Below are 17,933 nucleotides of genomic sequence, written 5' to 3' on the forward strand. Positions count from 1 at the left end.
TCAACTCTCCTGTTCAAAAGGGTCCGCAGCGGCGGAAATCACGCCGCTGATCATTTGATAGCTCAGCAGATCACGTATGCTGGCTGGGTCGCGCACCAGGGGCGTCACCTGTGACGGCAAGGATTTCAACGCCGCAAGGTAGCGGGTTTGCAGGTTCACCGCCTCTTCCATCCCGACAAATTCAAACGTCAGGGCAACCCCGGTTTGCGCCTGTGCCACACGGGGCAAATCACAAGGCAGCACCGATCCGATACGCGGATACCCTCCTGTGGTCTGACATTCATACATCAACACATAGGGCGCACCGTCACCCGATATCTGGATGTCACCGGGCACAACCACCTCTGACACGATGCTCAGCTGCGCACCTGTGGCAAACCCGGCCCCATCATGATCCATACGCACCCCCATGCGGTTGGCGCGGGCATCGCGGCGAAAGGAAGTAGCGGTAAAGCGTTCAATGGTTTCCGCATCAAAGGATGCTGTCTGCATCGATTCCACCAGCCGGATCTTGCCCCCGCCGAAACGGTCGGGTTTAGGCAGGGTCATCGCCACATCCTGCGCAGCGTCAGGCCCAACCGGCAGTGCGTCGCCGCTATGCAACACCGTCCCGATCCCACCGGCCAGATGGCTGCCCCGTGATCCCATCACCAGTGGCGTGGCAAACCCGCCGCCCACATGCAGATAGCCATAGCTGCCGTTGCGCGCGCCGCCGATGGTCAGCTTCGCGCCCGCAGGCAACCGGTGACTGGCACCCCAAACCAAGGGTTCGCCATCAATCTTCGCAGCCATCTCGGCACCGGTCAGCGCAATCCGAATATCGGTATCACTGGTGAAACTGCCGCCACTGCCGGCCATCTCGATCACCGCGTGGGTTGCGGGCTGGCCCAGCAATGCCGCACCCTCAAACAGGGCGGTGCGATCTGCCGCCCCGCCAACAGTCAATCCTTGTGCGCGATATCCGGCCCGTCCCTGATCCTGCAAGCTCAGCGCTGGACCGGCTTGGGTTATCGTCAAATGCGCTGTCATGTCAGCACCTCGCGGGTGGCTCCGCCAAGGCCGGATGTATCCTTGGCAAGGATCGCTTCATATTCGGCGCGGCTGATCGCGGGAAAGGTCAATTCATCCCCCGGGGCAAGCGTGAAAGGCATCTCTGCATCAGGGCGAAAGGTGCGAAACGCCGTCTGCCCGATATGGCGCCATCCCGTTGGGGCCGCATTAGTGAAAACAATCAACTGGCGGATGGCAATGACCAGCGCACCAGAGGGCACGGATTTGGTAAGTCCCTGTTGACGCGGGATATTCCACGTATCAGAAAGTTCTCCCATATAGGGCTGACCGGGGGCGAAGCCGATGGTCAATACCCGAACGCGAGAAGCTGAAATTTCCGCAATCGCCTGATCAGGGTCAACACCCGCAACCTCTGCTGCCTCTTCAAGCTGGGGGGCCAGTTCCGTGCCATAGAGCGTCGGCACCTGCCACAGGGTTCGCCCCGCGGGCAGCGCGGCGGCAAACCAGTCGCGGCTTTTCAACAGCTCCTCAAGGCGTTCCGTCACGTCCTGTGGCGAGGTACTGGCAAGGTCGACCTCCAGAAATGTAGAGACCAACGAGGTACTGGTTTCCGAGACCTCCGGCCAATCCGCTCCATCAACAGCGGCGCGAAAGGCAAGGGCAGCGCGGTTGGCAGGCTCGGACATCTCACCGGCAAAGGTGACCAATACCCCCGACAGCCCGACAGTGCGGATTTTTGGCCAATCACTCATCGCGCAGCGCCCATTTGTAAAGCCGTGGCAAAAGCATCGGCGTGAGATACATCGGCAACTGCCAGCAGCCGATAAAAATCATCAACGGGGTCAGAATCTCGGCAGGCAGAGCCACCAGAAAGATCGCGATATTGCGGTTGCCTGCCCCGATTGCCAGCGGCCCCGCGACACCCCGCAACGGGCTGCGCCGCAGGGAAAGCAGGCTGAACAGCTGCAAAAGATAGCTGATCGCAAAGGCAAGTACTGCCCATTTTGCTACCGCCAAAGGATCGCTGCGCAGCGCCGGATTGAGTGCAGCCATCAGCCCCACAACGATAAAAGAAAAAGCCAGCACCGACAGCCCGTCCAATGCCTTGACCTGCCCCTCGCTTGGCTGCGGAAAGAACCGCTGGCGCAGCATAAACCCAAGCCCCGTTGCCAGCACGATAACCACCAATAGCTTGAGCGCAGCGAGGATGATCACAGCAGGCGATCCCGCTTGCGGCAAAAATGCCAACACCGGCAGAACCGTCAGCGGAAATACCGCTGTGCCCAGCACCAGAATTTGCATCATCCGCCCGGCATCCAGCCGTAGCATCAGCGCCAGATTGACGCTGCCGGTGATCGCAGGTGCCGCGCAGGCCAGCACGATCGCCAGTGTCGCGGGTGTGTCTTGTAGACCGGCCAACGTCAGCACCCCCAACACGGCCAAGGGCAGGCCCGTCTGCAACAACGCAACCGCGCTGAGCCCCCACCACAGATCGCCAACCGCCCCCATCGCGGCGCGGTGCCCGATGCGCAGGGCGGTGACCGTCAGCAGGATCGCCACCATATGCGGCAACCACACCACCAGCATCGCCGCAAAGGAAGGCAGGGCCAGCCCAGCCAGCAATCCGAGGATCAGACAGGCGCGCGCATGGGTTGACGCAAGCCAAAGAAATCGCTGCATTTGTCATGCCCCTTAACCCGGACCCGAACGCATGTTCTCAGGCAGCCATGTCGCAACCTCGGGGAACCAGATCAGGACAAAGACCATCAGCACCATAATGGCAAACATCGGCAGGGCCGCGCGGGTGATATAGCCCATTTCATGATCCGTCATGCCTTGCAGAACAAATAGGTTGAACCCGATAGGCGGTGTGATCTGCGCCATTTCGATAACCACAACTACAAAGATCCCGAACCAGATCAGATCAATGCCCGCGCTGCGTACCATCGGTTCGACCACAGCCATGGTCAGCACGATGGCGGAAATCCCGTCAAGGAACATACCAAGGATAATGTAGAACACCAAAAGTGCCATCAGCAGTTGGAACCGTGTCAGCTCCATCGCGGCAATCCCATCGGCCAGTGACCGCGGCAAACCGGTGAACCCCATCGACAGCTTCAGGAAGGCCGCCCCCGCAAGGATCAGCGCAATCATTGCAGAAGTGCGCGTCGCCCCCATCAGGCTTTCGCGAAAGCTGTCCCATGTCAGGGATTTTTGCAAAAGCGCAAGAACCAGCGCGCCGATCACACCAATGGCCGCCGCCTCGGTCGCGGTGGCAAGGCCTGCGTACATCGATCCGATAACAACGGTGATCAGGGCAAAAACCGGCAACAGAAAACGCGAATTCGCTACCTTTTCGGAAAAGCTCATCCCGCTCTCAACTGAGGGGTTCCATTCCTTGGAGGTGAAACTGACCAAGGCGACGTAGCCCATGAACATGCCCGCCAGCACAAGACCGGGAAAGACACCGGCAAAGAACAGCTTGGTGATGCTTTCATTTACTGTCACCCCGTAAACAATCAATGCCAGCGATGGCGGGATCATCAGACCAAGGGTTGCCGCACCGGCAAGTGTGCCGATCACCATCTTCTCGGGATAATTGCGCGCCCGCAGTTCGGGGATCGCCATTTTACCCACGGTGGTCAGCGTCGCAGCAGAAGAACCGGAAACCGCTGCAAACACGGTGCAGGACACGATATTGGTATGCACCAGGCCCCCCGGCAAACGCGCCAGCCATGGCGACAGACCTTTGAACATGTCTTCGGACAGTCGCGTTCGATAGAGGATTTCCCCCATCCAGATGAACAGCGGCAGCGCCGTCAAGGTCCAGGACGAGGACGAAGCCCAGATCGTGGTGACCATCACGTCACCAACCGGGCGTGTGGTGAACAACTCCATCCCGACCCATGCAACCCCCATCAGGGCCAGACCAACCCAGACACCCGTGCCAAGCAGCAAAAACAGGACGAAAAGAAACAGCGCAATAGCGTAAAGTTCTGTCATGATTATTCCCCGTGGCTTTCAACAGTGTCACGGACAATACGGTGATTGCCCTTTAGCAGCACATGGATCAGATTGTCCGTCAGCGCGATCGCCAACAGCCCCCCGCCGATCACCATGACCGATTGCGGGATCCACAACAGGCTTGCATCCTGCCCCTGACTGACCTCTTTGAATTTCCAGGACCAATAGACGAACCAATAGGCGTAATAGGTAAAATACCACGCAATGGCCGCCCCCACCGAGAAACACCAGATTTCCAAGATGTACTTCAGACGCGGCGACACCGCGTTCAGCAAGATCGAAACGCGGATATGCGCACCCCGGTTCAACGCGCTGGCAAAGGCGAAAAAGCTGGCCGCAGCCATGGCATAGCCTGCATAATCCGGTGCCCCGCGAAAGATCTCGCCGGTCCAGCGGGCGATCATCTGGGCGACAATCAAAGACAGGATTGCAATCAGGCAAAGCGCGGCAATCACACCCGCAGCATTGTATAGAAAATCAAGCACACGCCGGAGAATTTTCATTGTCTGGTCCCTGTATAAATCAGGCTGGGCATGGGTACCTCAAAACCTGTTGGCGTTTGAAACGATGTCATGGCGGCATTGATGCGGTCGCGCAGGCGCTGCTGAACATCGGGCTCTTGCGCCGCGACAATCAGCGGTACACGCACGCCAAACTGCATGAAAAAGTCAAAGAAATCCGGGCCCGTGGCGATTAGTACAGTATCCAACCGCCGTGTTCGGGTCTCTGCAAAACCCGCGTCTTCCATCATCCTTGTCACGTTCTGCGGCTCAGACAGCGCATAGGCGTCGGGTGCCGGATCAGCACGGCTCATATCCGCATGTTCTTTCAGCACCTCGAACAACGCCGCATAAAGCGGTGAATCGGATGGCGCTGTCCATTGGCTAAAGCAAAAGCGGCCACCGGGGCGCAGCGCGCGCGCAGCCTCTCGCATGGCCTGCGCGGGGTCCCCCATGTGAAACAGTCCCATGTTGCAGGCAACCGCATCAAAGGTACCATCCGCGACCGGAAGCGCCTGCGCGTCAGCAATATCAAAATTCAAACCGGGAAAGCGGCGTCTTGCGGCATCAATCATCCCTGCGGCATAGTCCACCCCCGTGACCTCCGCCTCCAGCGCCGCCGCAGCACCCGCGACATAACCGGGACCACAGGCCACATCCAGCAACCGCATGCCGGGGCGCAACCCCAATGCGTCAAGCAATGCAGGAACGATCTGCAAGGTCACCCGTGCGGTATGAGTGGCATAAACCTCTGCCCTCTCATGCCAGCCGGTCCGTTCAGCGTTTATGAATGCATCATATGTCATATTGGCAAATAGGGCCGCAAACGCGGCCCTACCTTTTTGCTACATGCGTTTATTGCATTGCCTTGAAGCCGTCGACGATGGCCGCGCCATCCTCACCTGCTGCTTCAAGCCATTCAGAGGTCATGGTCGCACCGATCTCGCGCAGACCAGACATCAGCGTCTCGCCCGCTGGACCAACGGTCATGCCACCTTCGGCCAAACCATCCATGGTGAACTTGGTATAATCTTTGGACGCCTGCAAACCACGCGCTGCCGCTTCATCTGCACAGCTTGTGATCGCCGCTTTGTTGGCGTCAGACACATCCGTCCAAACGTCGTTGTTCACCATCACATAGTTATAGGGCAACCAGGCATCGACCTCATAGAAATGTGACAGGCTTTCCCAGACCTTGCGATCGTAACCCGTCGCACCGGAGGAGACCATCGACTCTGCCACACCAGTGGCAAAGGCTTGTGAAAGCTCCGCCGCTTCAATGGTCACGGGCAACATGCCAGTCAGTTCCGCCAGACGGGCCGTGGCCGCATTATAAGAGCGGAATTTGGTGCCAGCCATGTCCTCAACACTGTTCACTTCTTTGTTGAAGTACAGACCCTGTGGCGGCCATGGTACGGCGTAAAGCATGGTTAGGTTCTGCTCGGCCAGCACCTCGTCCAGCTTGGGCTTGGCTGCTTTGAACAGCTTGGCACTGTCGTCGAATGACGGCGCGAGGAAGGGCACAGAATCAAAGCCGAAAACGGCATTTTCATTCTGGTGGCCGGACAGCAAACGCTCGCCGATTTGCACCTGACCTGTCTGGATCGCCCGTTTGATATCCGCGCCTGCAAACAGCGACCCGCCCGCATGTACGGTGATTTCAATATCGCCGTTGGTGCCAGCTGCAACGCAATTGGCAAATTCAACGCCATTCTCGGAATGGAAGTTGGAGGCGGAATAAGCCATCGGCATATCCCATTTTTCACCCGCCATCACAGGCAATGCGCCACTCAGCGCCACAGCGGCAGTTGCCACACCTGTCATCAGTTTTGTTGTCAGTTTCATTGTCGTCTCCCTTTTGATTTTGGTCTTCATCCGTCTAAGTCTTCGTTGAAAAGCGTTGCGGGTGATAAGGCGCAAGATCGGTATTCACCTGCGCCCCCGCGATCAGCCCGGCAACCAAACGCCCTGTCTTTGGGCCACCGGTGAGGCCGATGTGATGATGGCCGAAGGCGGTATACACCTTGGTGTCACCCACCTGCCCGATCAACGGCAGGCTGTCGCTGGTGGCCGGACGATGGCCCAGCCATTCCACCTCGGATTTGGCTTTGAGGTTCGGAAAAGCCTTGGCCGCATGACGCCGCAAAAATGCCAGCGGAGCTTTCGATGCCCTTGCCTCAAGCCCGCCGAATTCGACGATACCGGCACAGCGCACACCTTGCTCCATCGGCGTTGCCACGAATTTGCCGCTGGCAACCATGGTCGGGCGCGCGGGACCACCTGTCGCATCCTCAAACACAATGTGATAGCCACGCTCCGATTCCAGCGGTACGTTCAGGCCCAGTTTGGCCATCATCGGTTTTGACCAGACACCCGTGGCCAGCACCACCTCTGTGCAGTGCACCGTGCCTTGGGTGGTGTGAACCGCTGACACCGCGCCGCCGCTCAAGTCGAAATCCTTGACCTCTGCCTGCAAAATCGTGCCGCCCATCCCCTCAAACGCTTGCGCCAGCGCCTGAACATAGCCACCGGGACTGCGGATAAACCCGTGGTTTTTCATGATCGCCATAAAGCCAAGGTCCGGGCCCAGCGCCGGTTCATAGTCGCGCACCTCCTGCCCTTCGATCAGCATCGGGGTAAACCCGGCCTCTTTACGCAGCGCCCAAGTATAACTTTCAGCTTCAAACGCAGCGCGGTTAGCATAGGCAAAACAATAGTCGCTTTCGCTGACCCAATCACCCAGCCCCAGATCATCACAGAGGCTTTTGTGCTGCTCGACCGCGTCACCCACAATCGGGGTCAACCCCTGTGCGATGCGCCGCGTATCCGCGTCATTGGCGTGGGCCACATATTTGCGCAGCCACGGCAGCAGCTTGGGCAGATAGCCCCAGCGCATGAACAACGGGAAATCCGGGTTCAGCAACATGCCCGGTGCCTTGGTGATCAGACCGGGGCTGGTGACGGGCACCATTGCACAGGCTGCCAGCACACCCGCGTTGCCATGGGACGTGCCCGACCCCGGCGCGCCACGGTCAATGACCGTGACGTCAATGCCAGCACGGCGCAGCCATATCGCGGTAGAAACACCAACGATCCCCGCCCCTATGACAGCAACATGGCGCGTCATCCGCACACCTCAAGTCTGAAATGGTTTTGCAATTTTGATTCTCCCCAGCGGCATCATGCCATGGAATTACCAAACATCAACAAAATGTTTACAAATTGTCATCGTTTTCATTTTCCCTTGTTCCACGCCCCTCGGCTGCGCAATAGTTCCGCCACAGCCAAAGGATTGAACATGCAGGAAAACACCCCGGCGAACTTGGGAATATTGATGCTCGATACCCGTTTCCCACGCATCCTCGGGGATGTCGGAAATGCGCAAACCTGGCCCTTTCCCGTCCGCTACGGCGTGGTGAAAGACGCGACGCCACAGGCGATTGTCTGCGATGACATCGAACCTTTTGTACAATCCTTCATTGATATTGGACGTGATCTGGTGGCCCAGGGGTGCCGGGGCATCGCAACCACCTGTGGTTTTCTGGCGCTGATCCGTCCCAGGCTGGCGGCCGCATTGGGCGTTCCGGTCGCGGCCTCGGCACTGGAGCAGGCCGGGCAAATCGCCCCCATGCTGGCACCAGATCAGCGGCTGGGCGTGCTGACCATTTCTGCCACGACATTGACCCCCGCGCATCTGACGGCCGCAGGTGTACCGGCAGGGACACCGATACAGGGGATGGAGGGCAGCAGTTTCGCAACCTCAATCCTTGGCAATAAAACAACGCTGGATGTGACCGCAGCACGGCGCGAAATGGTGGCGGCGGCACAGGCGCTTGTGGCGCAGGATCCGACAGTCGGCGCAATCATTCTGGAATGCACCAATATGGTGCCCTACAGCGCTGACATTGCACGGGCCACAGGGCGGCCCGTCTTCACCATCTATACCTATCTGCGCTGGTTTCACGCCGGGCTGACCCCCCGCAGTTTTTAACGCGCGTCTTCCAGAATCAGATCGCTGGCCTTTTCCCCGATCATGATCGCTGGTGCATTGGTATTGCCCGACACGATTTCCGGCATGATCGAACAATCCGCGATCCGCAGTCCCGCGATGCCATGCACCCGCAGCCGCGCATCCACAACCGCGTCCGCACCCTGACCCATCTTGCAAGTGCCCGTCGGATGATAAATCGACGCGGTATTGTTGCGGGCCCAGCCCAGCGTTTCGTCATAATTTTCAATGTCCAGACCGGGATGGGGCCGGAATTCCTCCGATATCTTGGAGGTCAGCGGCGCATGGCGCGCGATCCGGCGGGCGATGTTCACCCCTTCCACAATGGTATCGCAATCGGTCTTGGTGGACAGATAGTTGGGAATGATCTTGGGATAGCTGCGCGGATCCCCACTGGCCAATCTGATCTCGCCCTTGCTTTCGGGGCGCAGCTGACACACCGACATGGTAAAGGCCGAAAACCTGTCCGCCCCTTTGCCGGGGTTCTCTGCCGACAGGGGCTGAACGTGGAACTGGATGTCGGGTGTTTCCAGATCATCACGGGTTTTGAGAAATCCCGTTGCAAGGCTGGCGGCCATGGTCATCGGACCGGCCCGGAACATCGCAAACTTCAATCCGATCTTTGCCTGCCCCCAGAGCGAGGACACTTCATCATTCAGCGTCGGTTCATGCGTCTTATAGACCAGTCGCGCCTGCAGATGGTCCTGCATGTTCTTGCCAACACCATTCACATCCTGCTCCACTGTGATGCCGTATTCGCCCAGATGTTCCGCTGGTCCGACACCCGACAACATCAACAATTGCGGTGAATTGATCGCACCACCGGACAGGATAACCTCGCACTGTGCGCTCAGCGTCTGCTGCTGCCCACGGCGGTTGGTATAGATCACCCCTGTGGCCCGCCTGTCCTTGATCACAACCTTATCGACCTGCGCATGGGTGATGATCCGCAGGTTCGGACGTTTCTTGACGGGATTGAGGTAAGCCACCGCCGCCGAACAGCGCCACCCGTTGCGAGAGGTCAGCTGGAAAAACCCCACTCCTTCCTGATCCGCCCCGTTGTAATCTGAATTGAACTTATATCCCGCCGCCTGCGCTGCCGCGACCCAGGCATCGGTGATCGGACGCTGGATGCGCATGTTGCTGACCGACAGCGGCCCCTGATCCCCGTGATAGGCATCCGCGCCACGCTCGTTCCTCTCTGCACGTTTGAACAGCGGCAGAACATCATCCCAGCCCCAACCGGTATTCCCCATCTGACGCCAGCGGTCATAATCCTGTGGTTGCCCCCGCACATAAAGCAGCCCGTTCAACGATGAGGAACCCCCCAAGACCTTGCCGCGTGGCCATTCGATAGAACGGCCATTCAACCCCGGATCAGGTTCGGTTTTGTAACACCAATCCACCTTCGGATTATGGATCGTCTTGAAATACCCCACCGGGATGTGAATCCACGGGTTCAGGTCACGCCCCCCCGCCTCCAACAGGATCACCTTGTTCCTCGGGTCCGCACTCAGCCGATTTGCCAGAACACAGCCCGCAGACCCTGCACCAACAATGATAAAGTCGGCGTCCATTATGCATCCCTCCCGCTAGGTAAAGAAAATTCTATACAGAAGCAGCTTTTCTCGCTAGTGTTTTTTGAAACTAAAAGTCTCATTAATTGACGAACTACTTCAGCTGGGAGGAACACAATGAAAGTATCGGATAAACTAGGCGGCATTTCGCGGCGCGACCTGTTCAGGGTTGCAGGGCAATACGGCATGTCATCCACACTGCTGGCCGCGGGCAGCTTTGGCGGCGCGATGAGCCTCGCCAATCTGGCAAGCGCAGCAGAATCGTCCTACGACAAGCGCTTCAAGAAAGAAGCCAAGTTCACATTCAAATTCGGTGCCGCCGGATTTAACGAACGTAACCTGTTGATTGAACGTGCAGGTTGCCTTGAATTCGCCCGCGATCTGGAAAGCCGCACAGACGGTGAGATCCGCGTCGAATTCATCGGCGACAACCAGATTTGTGGCCAGACATCCTGTGTTGAAAAGACGCAGCAGGGTATCGTCGACATCTATGCAGCTTCCACACAAAACTCTGCCGGTGGCGCGCCTTACCTGAACGTGCTGGACTATGCCTATATGTTCCGCAACCGCGCGGATCAGTATCATTTCCTCTATTCACCAGAATCAGCCAAGCTGCTGCGCGAACCCTATGAGAAACGCCACGGGCTGAAATTTCTATTCTCACATGCCGAACTGCGCGGCATTCAGCTGGGTCTGGCCTGGGAAGACAAGGACACGGTGACCTCCGTTGAACAGCTGGCCGGTACCAAGAACCGCGTCACCGGCACCCAGCTGGGCCGGATCGCAATGGAAGCAATGAACCTGAACCCGGTTCCGGTGGCATGGGAAGAAACCCTCGATGGCCTGAAGCAGGGCCTGATTGATGGGGCGGAAACATGGGCCTCTGCTGTGGCCTACGCCAACATGTCCCCCGTGGTGTCCCAATCTGTGCATCTGAACTTCTTCTGCGGCACAGAACACACCGCGATGTCGGCCAAAGCCTTTGATTCACTTGGCGGTGAATTGCAGGATGCGGTGATGGAATCTTCCTATCTTGCTCAGGTCCATGTGCAGGCGGCAAACGAGGCCGCACTGGTCAAAACAGTGGGCCAGTCCGACCCACAGCTGCCCGGCACCATCTTTGCCCAGAACAATGTACGCAACGCCTTCCTCTCTGATGCAGAGATCAAAAAGGCCGAGGAAATGTGTTCGCCCGAGTATCAGCCGCAGCTGTGGGAACAATGGCGCGAGCGGCTTAACGGTTGGTCAGGCGGTCACGATACTTATCAGGAAATCTATGACTCAGTGCGCACCCTGCCCGCAGATACCCTACCGGAAAATGTTGAACCGCGTCGCTGGTGGAAATCATAATAGGGCCAGATTAGGCTAAAATCAGGGGCCGGTCTTCTTTCGGGGGCCGGCCCCTTTGGCTTCGCTATCGGGAGAATAGCGCAGGTCAGGCATTCTAGGGAGGATCGGGTATGTCAATTTGGGCCGAAGCGGGAGCCGTCATTCCCGCGATTTTTGCCGGGAGCGCATGGGAAATGCGTGATGCTTTCTACACTGACGGCATGTGGATTTTCTGTTTCTTTGTCACGTTGATCGGGGGCATTCTGGCCAATCAATTTTTCAAAAGATTGCCATTCATGGACCGGCATCTGGAACGCGGCATCGCCGTTGCAACCTATCTGATGATTGCCGCAATCATCTTCTGGGGCGTCATCGACCGGTTTATCTTTTCCAGCCAATGGTCAGGCTCCACCACCGTGCCCCCGTTCCTGTTTATGATCATGGCATGGTTTGGCTGTTCGTATAACGTCCGCCTGCGCACCCACCTCAGTTTCAGCGAATTCCGCGCCAAGATGAAGCCGACAGGCCAGATGGCCGCCCTGACGCTGGATGGTGTTTTGTGGTTCGGTTTCTGCTGGATCGCCATCACAACCTCCCTGCGGTTCACCGCCTATTCCGCCGATAACTTCCAGCTGGTCGATGGCATCGATAATACAATGAAATGGTGGTTCTACATCACTGTACCGGTTGCCTTTATCCTGATGTCAGGCCGCGTTGTCGGCAATTGGCTGGACGATTGGCGAAACTACCGATCCGGCAATGAGATCATTCAAACAGCGGTTATCGGGGGGGAAGTCTGATGTCAGACGGTACATGGGTCACACTTATCTCACTGGCTGTGACGCTGTTTTTTATGCTCGGCACACCGGTGTTGCTGGTCATCTTTTACTGGGTCATCGGCTGTAGCTTTGTCATCGGTCTGCCGCTGGACAATACCGGCAATGAACTGCTGAATGTCTTTAACAAGGGGTTTGCCTTGCTGGCGATGCCGCTGTTCATCCTGACAGGGGATCTGATCAACCAGTCCGGCATTGCCCGGCGGCTCTCGGATTTTGCCTATGCCTGTCTGGGCTGGCTGCGCGGCGGTCTGGCCATGGCAGCAATTGCGGCCTGCGGATTGTTCGCGGCCATCTCGGGTTCGAACTCTGCCACCACGGCCACCATTGGTTCGATGTTGCATCCCGAAATGGTCAAGGGGGGCTATGACGAACGTTTCTCTGCGGCCACTGCTGCCGCGGGGGGCACGGTCGGTATCATCATCCCACCCTCGATCATCTTTATCGTCTATGGCTTTTTGATGAACCTGCCAATCTCGGAGCTGTTCATCGCGGGTATCGTGCCGGGTGCGCTGATGGTGCTGGGCATGATGACCGCCGCCTTCATCATCTGCACGGTCAACGGCTGGGGCTTCCTGATCACCCTGTCACCTTGGCGCGTTTTCAAAACCGCAGTGGGGGCATGGTTGGGTTTCTTTGCCATCGGTCTGGTGCTTTGGGGCATCTATACCGGCAAATTCTCCCCGACAGAGGCCGCTGGCGTGACCGTCGGCTTTTGTATCATCGTCGGATTGATCTGTTTTCCGATCAACAAACTGATGGGCAGCGACCCGGATCAGCCTGTCACCGAGAAAAGCCTGCTGTCGATGATCGTCGTCGAAGGGTTCACCCTGCCCAGCCTGCCAGCCATCGTATCACGTTCAGCGCAGATTACTGGCATTCTGGTGCCGCTGATTGCAGTGTCAGTGGCCATGCAGCAAGTGCTCTCCTCGCTGGGGGCCAAGGAAACCATCGGTGATTTTGTGACCGGCATGGGCGGCTATTACGCGGTGCTATTCACTTCAATGGCGATTGTATTTGTCACCGGCATGATCCTTGAATCCCTGCCCGTCACGATCATCCTCGCCCCGATCCTGGCCCCGATTGCCGTATCGGTCGGCATTGATCCGATCCATTTTGCGGTGATCTTTTTGGTCGGTGCCTCTATCGGGTTTATCACGCCACCCTACGGGTTGAACCTCTATGTCGCCTCGGGGGTGACGGGGGTGCCCTATTTCCGCCTGCTGCGCTATGCAACGATGTATCTGATCGCCCTGATTTCGGTCTGGTTCTGTGTCGCGCTGATGCCATCCCTGTCAAAGACCCTGCTGCCGGGTGGTGGAATCTTTGAAATTCTGTCAGGTGGAGGTGGATAAAGGTCTTTGCCACCGGCAGACCAGTGAAGAAGTGAGACCATCAAAATGCCCGACGCGCGTGAATCTGACAAAGCGATTCCAACCAATCTGCGGTTGCTCTTGCTGCTGGAAGAGGTCGCGCGCGTCGGGATTCCCGTGACCCCCACCGCCACAAACGAGGTGCTGGGCCTGCCCAAACCAACCGTGCACCGCCTGTTCCATCGGCTGGAAGAAGAGGGTTTCCTGCAACGTGACGTCGACGGGCGGTCCTATTCTGCAGGCCAACGGCTGCGTAAACTTTCGGCCAATGTTCTGTCGTCCTCCCGTATCCGCGTGGCCCGCCTTGCCGTGCTGCATGCGCTGACCGATGAGGTGGGCGAAACCTGCAACATCGCCACAGCAGACCGCGAAGGCATGCTCTATATTGACCGAGTCGAAACCAAATGGCCGTTGCGCATCCAGCTGCCCATCGGCACAACCGTCCCGTTCCATTGCACCGCCAGTGGCAAGATGTACCTCTCTTCTTTGTCACCGCGCCATCTGGCCAAGTTTCTCTCCTCGGCCGCGCTGGAGGCACATACCGATAAAACCCTGACAACAGCTGAAGCGTTAATGTCTGAAATATCGGCCATTCGGGAACGTGGCTATTCAACCGACAACGAAGAGTTCATGGACGGCATGGTCGCGGTTGCCGTGCCGATCCGCGATGATCTGGGGCGGCTGATGTCCACCATCTCGCTGCATGCACCGGATCAGCGGGTCAGCATATCGGATCTTGAAAACCATCTGGATCGGCTGCGCCGCGCCGCACAGGATCTGTCAGAGATGATGCAAAGCTGATCCGCGCATCCAACCATCTTCGAACACCACCTGTTCGACCCCGGCCAGCCGTTTCACCCGCTCCAACTCTGCCTCAAGTGCCGCCTGCCGCGCTTTGCCCCAGCGGACCTTCCCCTCGGACCACAGCGCCTTGACGCGCAGCACGTTCTGATCGCGAAACGCCTTCATATCGGTACGCCCGACAATCTGATCGCCCTGTAAAATCGGAAACACATAATAGCCAAAGCTGCGCTGTGGCTCCGGCACAAACACCTCGATCCGATAAGTGAAGCCAAACAACCGTTCTGCCCGCTTGCGATCGCGCAGCGCCGGGTCAAACGGGCTCAGGATTCGCAGCCGGTTTGTCGGTGCCACGCCCAATGCCGGATCTTCATCCAATCCGGGCCGCGCAAAGGCCAGTTTTACACTGCCGTCCGCGCCGATGATCTCCACCTGCTCCAACCGCCCCGCAGCCAGTTCGCGCTGACACCACTGGCGCGCTTCTGCCGGGGTGATATGCGCCCAAAACGCCGCCAACTCACCATGTGTGGCAAACCCCAACCGTGCCAAGGCCTGCGCACAGCACCAATCAACTGTCTCGGCTTCATCCGGCACATGCAGATCGTCACACAGATGTTTTTCCAACACCCGTTCAGTCAGGTCATAGCGTTTCTTGAACCCGTCCCGCCCGACAACACATAGCGCACCTGAACGCCAGAGATATTCCAGCGCGGTCTTGGACGGGTGCCAGTCCCACCAGCCGCCCGACCCGCGCGTCTCATCCTTGCCTACATCCCCCGAACATACCGGTCCTTCAGATTTGATCTGGTCCAGAATTACCTGAAACTGCGCCTCGAACCCGGCGCGCCGGTCCTTTTGCCAACGTCGCCGCAACCGCTCTGCATCCCGTTTCCGGCGCAAATGCCACTGCGGATAGAACGCCATCGGGATCACCGCCGCATCATGGGTCCAATGTTCAAACAAGGCCCGCTGCTTTTCATAAAGCGTCTTTAACGCCGCAGGCCGATACCTTGGCCGGCGCGCAAACAGGATCAGATCATGCGCCCGTGCCACGGTGTTAATGCTGTCCAGCTGCACAAACCCAAGGCTTTCAATCAGTGACAGAAGGTCATTCCCGGACGCGCCACCCTGTGGCACCTCGGCCAGCCTGTGCCGGTCTAGAAACACCCGCCTTGCCTGTGCATTGTCAAGCCGTAGCATCCTAGCGACGGCGGCGGCGCAGCGTATCCCCGAAGGACAGTGTCGGCGTCAGGGTCACTTGCTGCGGCACATCTGCATTCGGCTCATCCAACGTCTGGTTCAACACGATCCGCGCCGCCGCCTGCCCGATCTCAATCCGGCAGGCATCCATGGTTGCCAATTGCCGCGGCAACCCCTGCAACAACTCAACATTGTTAAACCCGGCAAGCCCAATCTGACCCGGGATATCTATCCCTTGATCAATCAGATGCAGTAATCCCCCTGCCCCAATCATGTCATTGGAATAGTATAGGAAATCCAGATCAGGTGAGCGCTCCAGCATATCCTGCGTCATCTCGCGCCCCTTGGCCAGTGCCGATCCACCCGAATAAAACGCCCGGTCCTCAATCTCTACACCGGCCTTGGCCAGCGCCTCTGTGAACCCCTCAAACCGTTTGCGTGCGCGGTGATCCAGCGGCATTTTGGTGCCCAGGAAACCGATGTGCTCGTACCCTTCCTTCAGGATCGCATTGGCCATCTCGCGCCCGGCACGGCGGTGCGAAATCCCCACCATCGCATCCACCGGCTTGCCATCTGTGTCCATAATCTCGACCACCGGAATACCCGCATTCGACAACATCGCACGGGTTGCTTCCGAATGCTCCAGCCCCGCGATAATCACACCCGACGGGCGCCAAGACAGCATTTCATAAAGCACCCGCTCTTCCTTTTCGGGCATGTAATCGGTCACCCCGACAACAGGTTGCAGCGGCGTATCCTCAAGGATCTGATTCACCCCGTTCAGCACTTCGGGGAACACCATATTGGACAGGGACGGTATGATCACCGCCACCAGATTGACCCGTTGCGACGCCAGCGACCCGGCGATCTGGTTGGGCACGTACCCCAACTCCTTGGCCGCTGCCAAAACCTTGCTGCGGGTGGCGTCAGACACATCACCCCGGTTACGCAAGACGCGGCTGACGGTCATTTCCGACACCCCGCAGGCATCAGAGACATCGCGAAGGGTGAGCGGACGTTTGGCAGGAGAGGTCAATTTGGGCACCTTGTTTGTTCAGCTACCAGTTAGCGTGAACTCTATGCTGCGATCAAGCAGGGAGCAAAGCCGCAATGGGACGATGACAAGCTTCCTTTGGTCGGTTAAACACCGCGATGCGTGGCCCCGTGGCTCAACTGGATAGAGCAGCCCCCTCCTAAGGGGCAGGTTGCAGGTTCGAATCCTGCCGGGGTCACCAAAACTGCCTGAAAAATATGGCTTATTTGCAGGGCTTTGTGCGGAAGCTTGCAGAAAGTCCCGCGAGCTTTCGCGCCGAATTCTGCTGAAACGGCGGAAATCTCGTACAAAACCTGTACAAAATTCGCACGTCTTTGCGCCTTTGGGGGTGTTCCAATGAGTTGGCGGGTCGCGAACACATGCGCGGAACGGAAGTTCGGCAGCGCGACACGCAAGCAGATCATCATGTTTCTGGCGGACAAGGCGAGCGATGACGGGTCTGGCATCTGGTGTTCCAAGGGCACAATTCAGCGTCATACCGAGCTGGGAGAGACCACGGTCAAGCGAACGGTGCGTGAGTTCCTGAAGGAAGGCATCCTAGTCGAGACCGGAGCACGCACCTGCAAGAACGGTTTCACCGTCGTTTATCGGATCGACCTAGCCAAGGTGGAAGCGCTGGAAACCACGCTGGAACCCGAGATTGAGACGGGGTCCACAGCGGCCCCCGTCCAGTCTGGCCCCGGTACGGGGGCCACTGTGGCCGGGGTACCGGGGCCACCACGGCCCCCAAACCATCCTAAAACCATCCATAAACCACCTACGCGCAGGCGCGAGGCGGCGGCGGATGATGAAGCTGAGAAGATTTTGGCAGCCTATCCACCGGATCGACTTCGCGGCAAAGCGGCCTGCCTTGCCCAGATCGAAGAGGCCGTGGAGGAAGGGATCGCACCGGAGAACTTGCTGCAAGCCGTCCAAGCCTACTCGACCGATAGCGCGGGTTTCACCCGCTCCAAGGTTTGCTTTTCCGACAACTGGTTTCAGTCGCGGCGCTGGCAGGCCTATGTCGAGAAGCAAGCCGAAGACCGAGAGAAAGCGAAGGCTTTGGAGGCCGATCACCATGCGCGGCTGGCCTGCTGGATCAGTGATCGCAGCCCGATGTGCAAACACATCACGGGCACCCAAGTGACGGCTTTGCTTGCATCGAAGATGGTTTCCGAAGCCCAAATCCAAGCCGCAGGCCTCAGATCATGACCGCAACCGATCCCACCGAAGAGCAAAC

17 protein-coding genes and 1 tRNA gene are annotated in these 17,933 nt (G+C 58.1%); 7 read left to right on the plus strand and 11 right to left on the minus strand.

The window, feature by feature from the left end:
• From QQL78_RS14275 to QQL78_RS14310, 8 genes are read right to left on the minus strand one after another with little or no spacing between them, the layout of a single operon-like run.
• Positions 1-1,029 (minus strand): 5-oxoprolinase subunit C family protein, encoded by a 1,029-nt coding sequence (locus tag QQL78_RS14275; RefSeq protein ID WP_284374485.1) that lies wholly within the window; start codon positions 1,027-1,029, stop codon positions 1-3.
• On the minus strand, positions 1,026-1,763 hold the full coding sequence (locus tag QQL78_RS14280) for a 5-oxoprolinase subunit B family protein (RefSeq protein WP_284374486.1): 738 nt from the start codon (positions 1,761-1,763) through the stop codon (positions 1,026-1,028). The genes QQL78_RS14275 and QQL78_RS14280 overlap by 4 nt, the downstream gene beginning before the upstream one ends.
• Entirely contained in the window at positions 1,756-2,691 is a 936-nt protein-coding gene (locus QQL78_RS14285; protein WP_284374487.1) for a hypothetical protein, read from the minus strand. The genes QQL78_RS14280 and QQL78_RS14285 overlap by 8 nt, the downstream gene beginning before the upstream one ends.
• A 12-nt stretch (positions 2,692-2,703) precedes the next feature.
• Positions 2,704-4,014 carry a TRAP transporter large permease gene (locus QQL78_RS14290; protein WP_284374488.1) on the minus strand — a complete coding sequence of 437 codons (1,311 nt, stop codon included), beginning with the start codon at positions 4,012-4,014 and terminating at the stop codon, positions 2,704-2,706.
• 2 nt (positions 4,015-4,016) lie between these two features.
• Complete coding sequence (locus tag QQL78_RS14295) at positions 4,017-4,538, minus strand: TRAP transporter small permease (protein ID WP_284374489.1); 522 nt, start codon at positions 4,536-4,538, stop codon at positions 4,017-4,019.
• Positions 4,535-5,341: a class I SAM-dependent methyltransferase gene (locus QQL78_RS14300; RefSeq protein ID WP_284374490.1), complete on the minus strand. Its 807-nt coding sequence runs from the start codon at positions 5,339-5,341 to the stop codon at positions 4,535-4,537. Before QQL78_RS14300 ends, QQL78_RS14295 begins: the two co-directional genes overlap by 4 nt.
• 49 nt (positions 5,342-5,390) lie before the next feature.
• Complete coding sequence (locus QQL78_RS14305) at positions 5,391-6,380, minus strand: TRAP transporter substrate-binding protein (RefSeq protein WP_284374491.1); 990 nt, start codon at positions 6,378-6,380, stop codon at positions 5,391-5,393.
• A 34-nt stretch (positions 6,381-6,414) separates the two neighbouring features.
• Positions 6,415-7,662 (minus strand): NAD(P)/FAD-dependent oxidoreductase, encoded by a 1,248-nt coding sequence (locus QQL78_RS14310; RefSeq protein ID WP_284374492.1) that lies wholly within the window; start codon positions 7,660-7,662, stop codon positions 6,415-6,417.
• A gap of 171 nt (positions 7,663-7,833) precedes the next feature.
• On the opposite strand from QQL78_RS14310, the gene QQL78_RS14315 reads away from it, so the two are divergent.
• On the plus strand, positions 7,834-8,526 hold the full coding sequence (locus tag QQL78_RS14315; RefSeq protein ID WP_284374493.1) for an aspartate/glutamate racemase family protein: 693 nt from the start codon (positions 7,834-7,836) through the stop codon (positions 8,524-8,526).
• On the opposite strand, the gene QQL78_RS14320 is transcribed toward QQL78_RS14315, so the two are convergent.
• Complete coding sequence (locus tag QQL78_RS14320) at positions 8,523-10,121, minus strand: GMC family oxidoreductase (protein WP_284374494.1); 1,599 nt, start codon at positions 10,119-10,121, stop codon at positions 8,523-8,525. The genes QQL78_RS14315 and QQL78_RS14320 overlap by 4 nt on opposite strands.
• A gap of 117 nt (positions 10,122-10,238) precedes the next feature.
• Between QQL78_RS14320 and QQL78_RS14325 the strand changes: the two genes are divergently transcribed.
• The 4 genes from QQL78_RS14325 (at position 10,239) to QQL78_RS14340 (ending at position 14,460) form a co-directional block, all read left to right on the plus strand.
• Positions 10,239-11,471 carry a TRAP transporter substrate-binding protein gene (locus tag QQL78_RS14325; protein ID WP_284374495.1) on the plus strand — a complete coding sequence of 411 codons (1,233 nt, stop codon included), beginning with the start codon at positions 10,239-10,241 and terminating at the stop codon, positions 11,469-11,471.
• Positions 11,472-11,581: 110 nt separating this feature from the next.
• Positions 11,582-12,250: a TRAP transporter small permease gene (locus QQL78_RS14330; RefSeq protein ID WP_284374496.1), complete on the plus strand. Its 669-nt coding sequence runs from the start codon at positions 11,582-11,584 to the stop codon at positions 12,248-12,250.
• Entirely contained in the window at positions 12,250-13,641 is a 1,392-nt protein-coding gene (locus QQL78_RS14335; protein WP_284374497.1) for a TRAP transporter large permease, read from the plus strand. The genes QQL78_RS14330 and QQL78_RS14335 overlap by 1 nt, the downstream gene beginning before the upstream one ends.
• Positions 13,642-13,686: 45 nt before the next feature.
• Complete coding sequence (locus QQL78_RS14340; protein WP_284374498.1) at positions 13,687-14,460, plus strand: IclR family transcriptional regulator; 774 nt, start codon at positions 13,687-13,689, stop codon at positions 14,458-14,460.
• On the opposite strand, the gene QQL78_RS14345 is transcribed toward QQL78_RS14340, so the two are convergent.
• Positions 14,440-15,660, minus strand: coding sequence for a winged helix-turn-helix domain-containing protein (locus QQL78_RS14345; RefSeq protein WP_284374499.1), 1,221 nt, complete (start codon positions 15,658-15,660; stop codon positions 14,440-14,442). The genes QQL78_RS14340 and QQL78_RS14345 overlap by 21 nt on opposite strands.
• A gap of 1 nt (position 15,661) precedes the next feature.
• Positions 15,662-16,696 (minus strand): LacI family DNA-binding transcriptional regulator, encoded by a 1,035-nt coding sequence (locus QQL78_RS14350; RefSeq protein WP_284374500.1) that lies wholly within the window; start codon positions 16,694-16,696, stop codon positions 15,662-15,664.
• Between the two features lie 122 nt (positions 16,697-16,818).
• On the opposite strand from QQL78_RS14350, the gene QQL78_RS14355 reads away from it, so the two are divergent.
• Both QQL78_RS14355 and QQL78_RS14360 read left to right on the plus strand, forming a co-directional pair.
• Positions 16,819-16,895, plus strand: a tRNA-Arg gene (locus QQL78_RS14355).
• A gap of 155 nt (positions 16,896-17,050) precedes the next feature.
• A complete protein-coding gene (locus tag QQL78_RS14360) occupies positions 17,051-17,905 on the plus strand; it encodes a hypothetical protein (RefSeq protein WP_284374501.1) in 855 nt (284 codons plus the stop codon).
• Positions 17,906-17,933: the final 28 nt, after the last annotated feature.

The organism is Sulfitobacter pacificus (genome assembly GCF_030159975.1).
Taxonomy (GTDB): domain Bacteria; phylum Pseudomonadota; class Alphaproteobacteria; order Rhodobacterales; family Rhodobacteraceae; genus Sulfitobacter; species Sulfitobacter pacificus.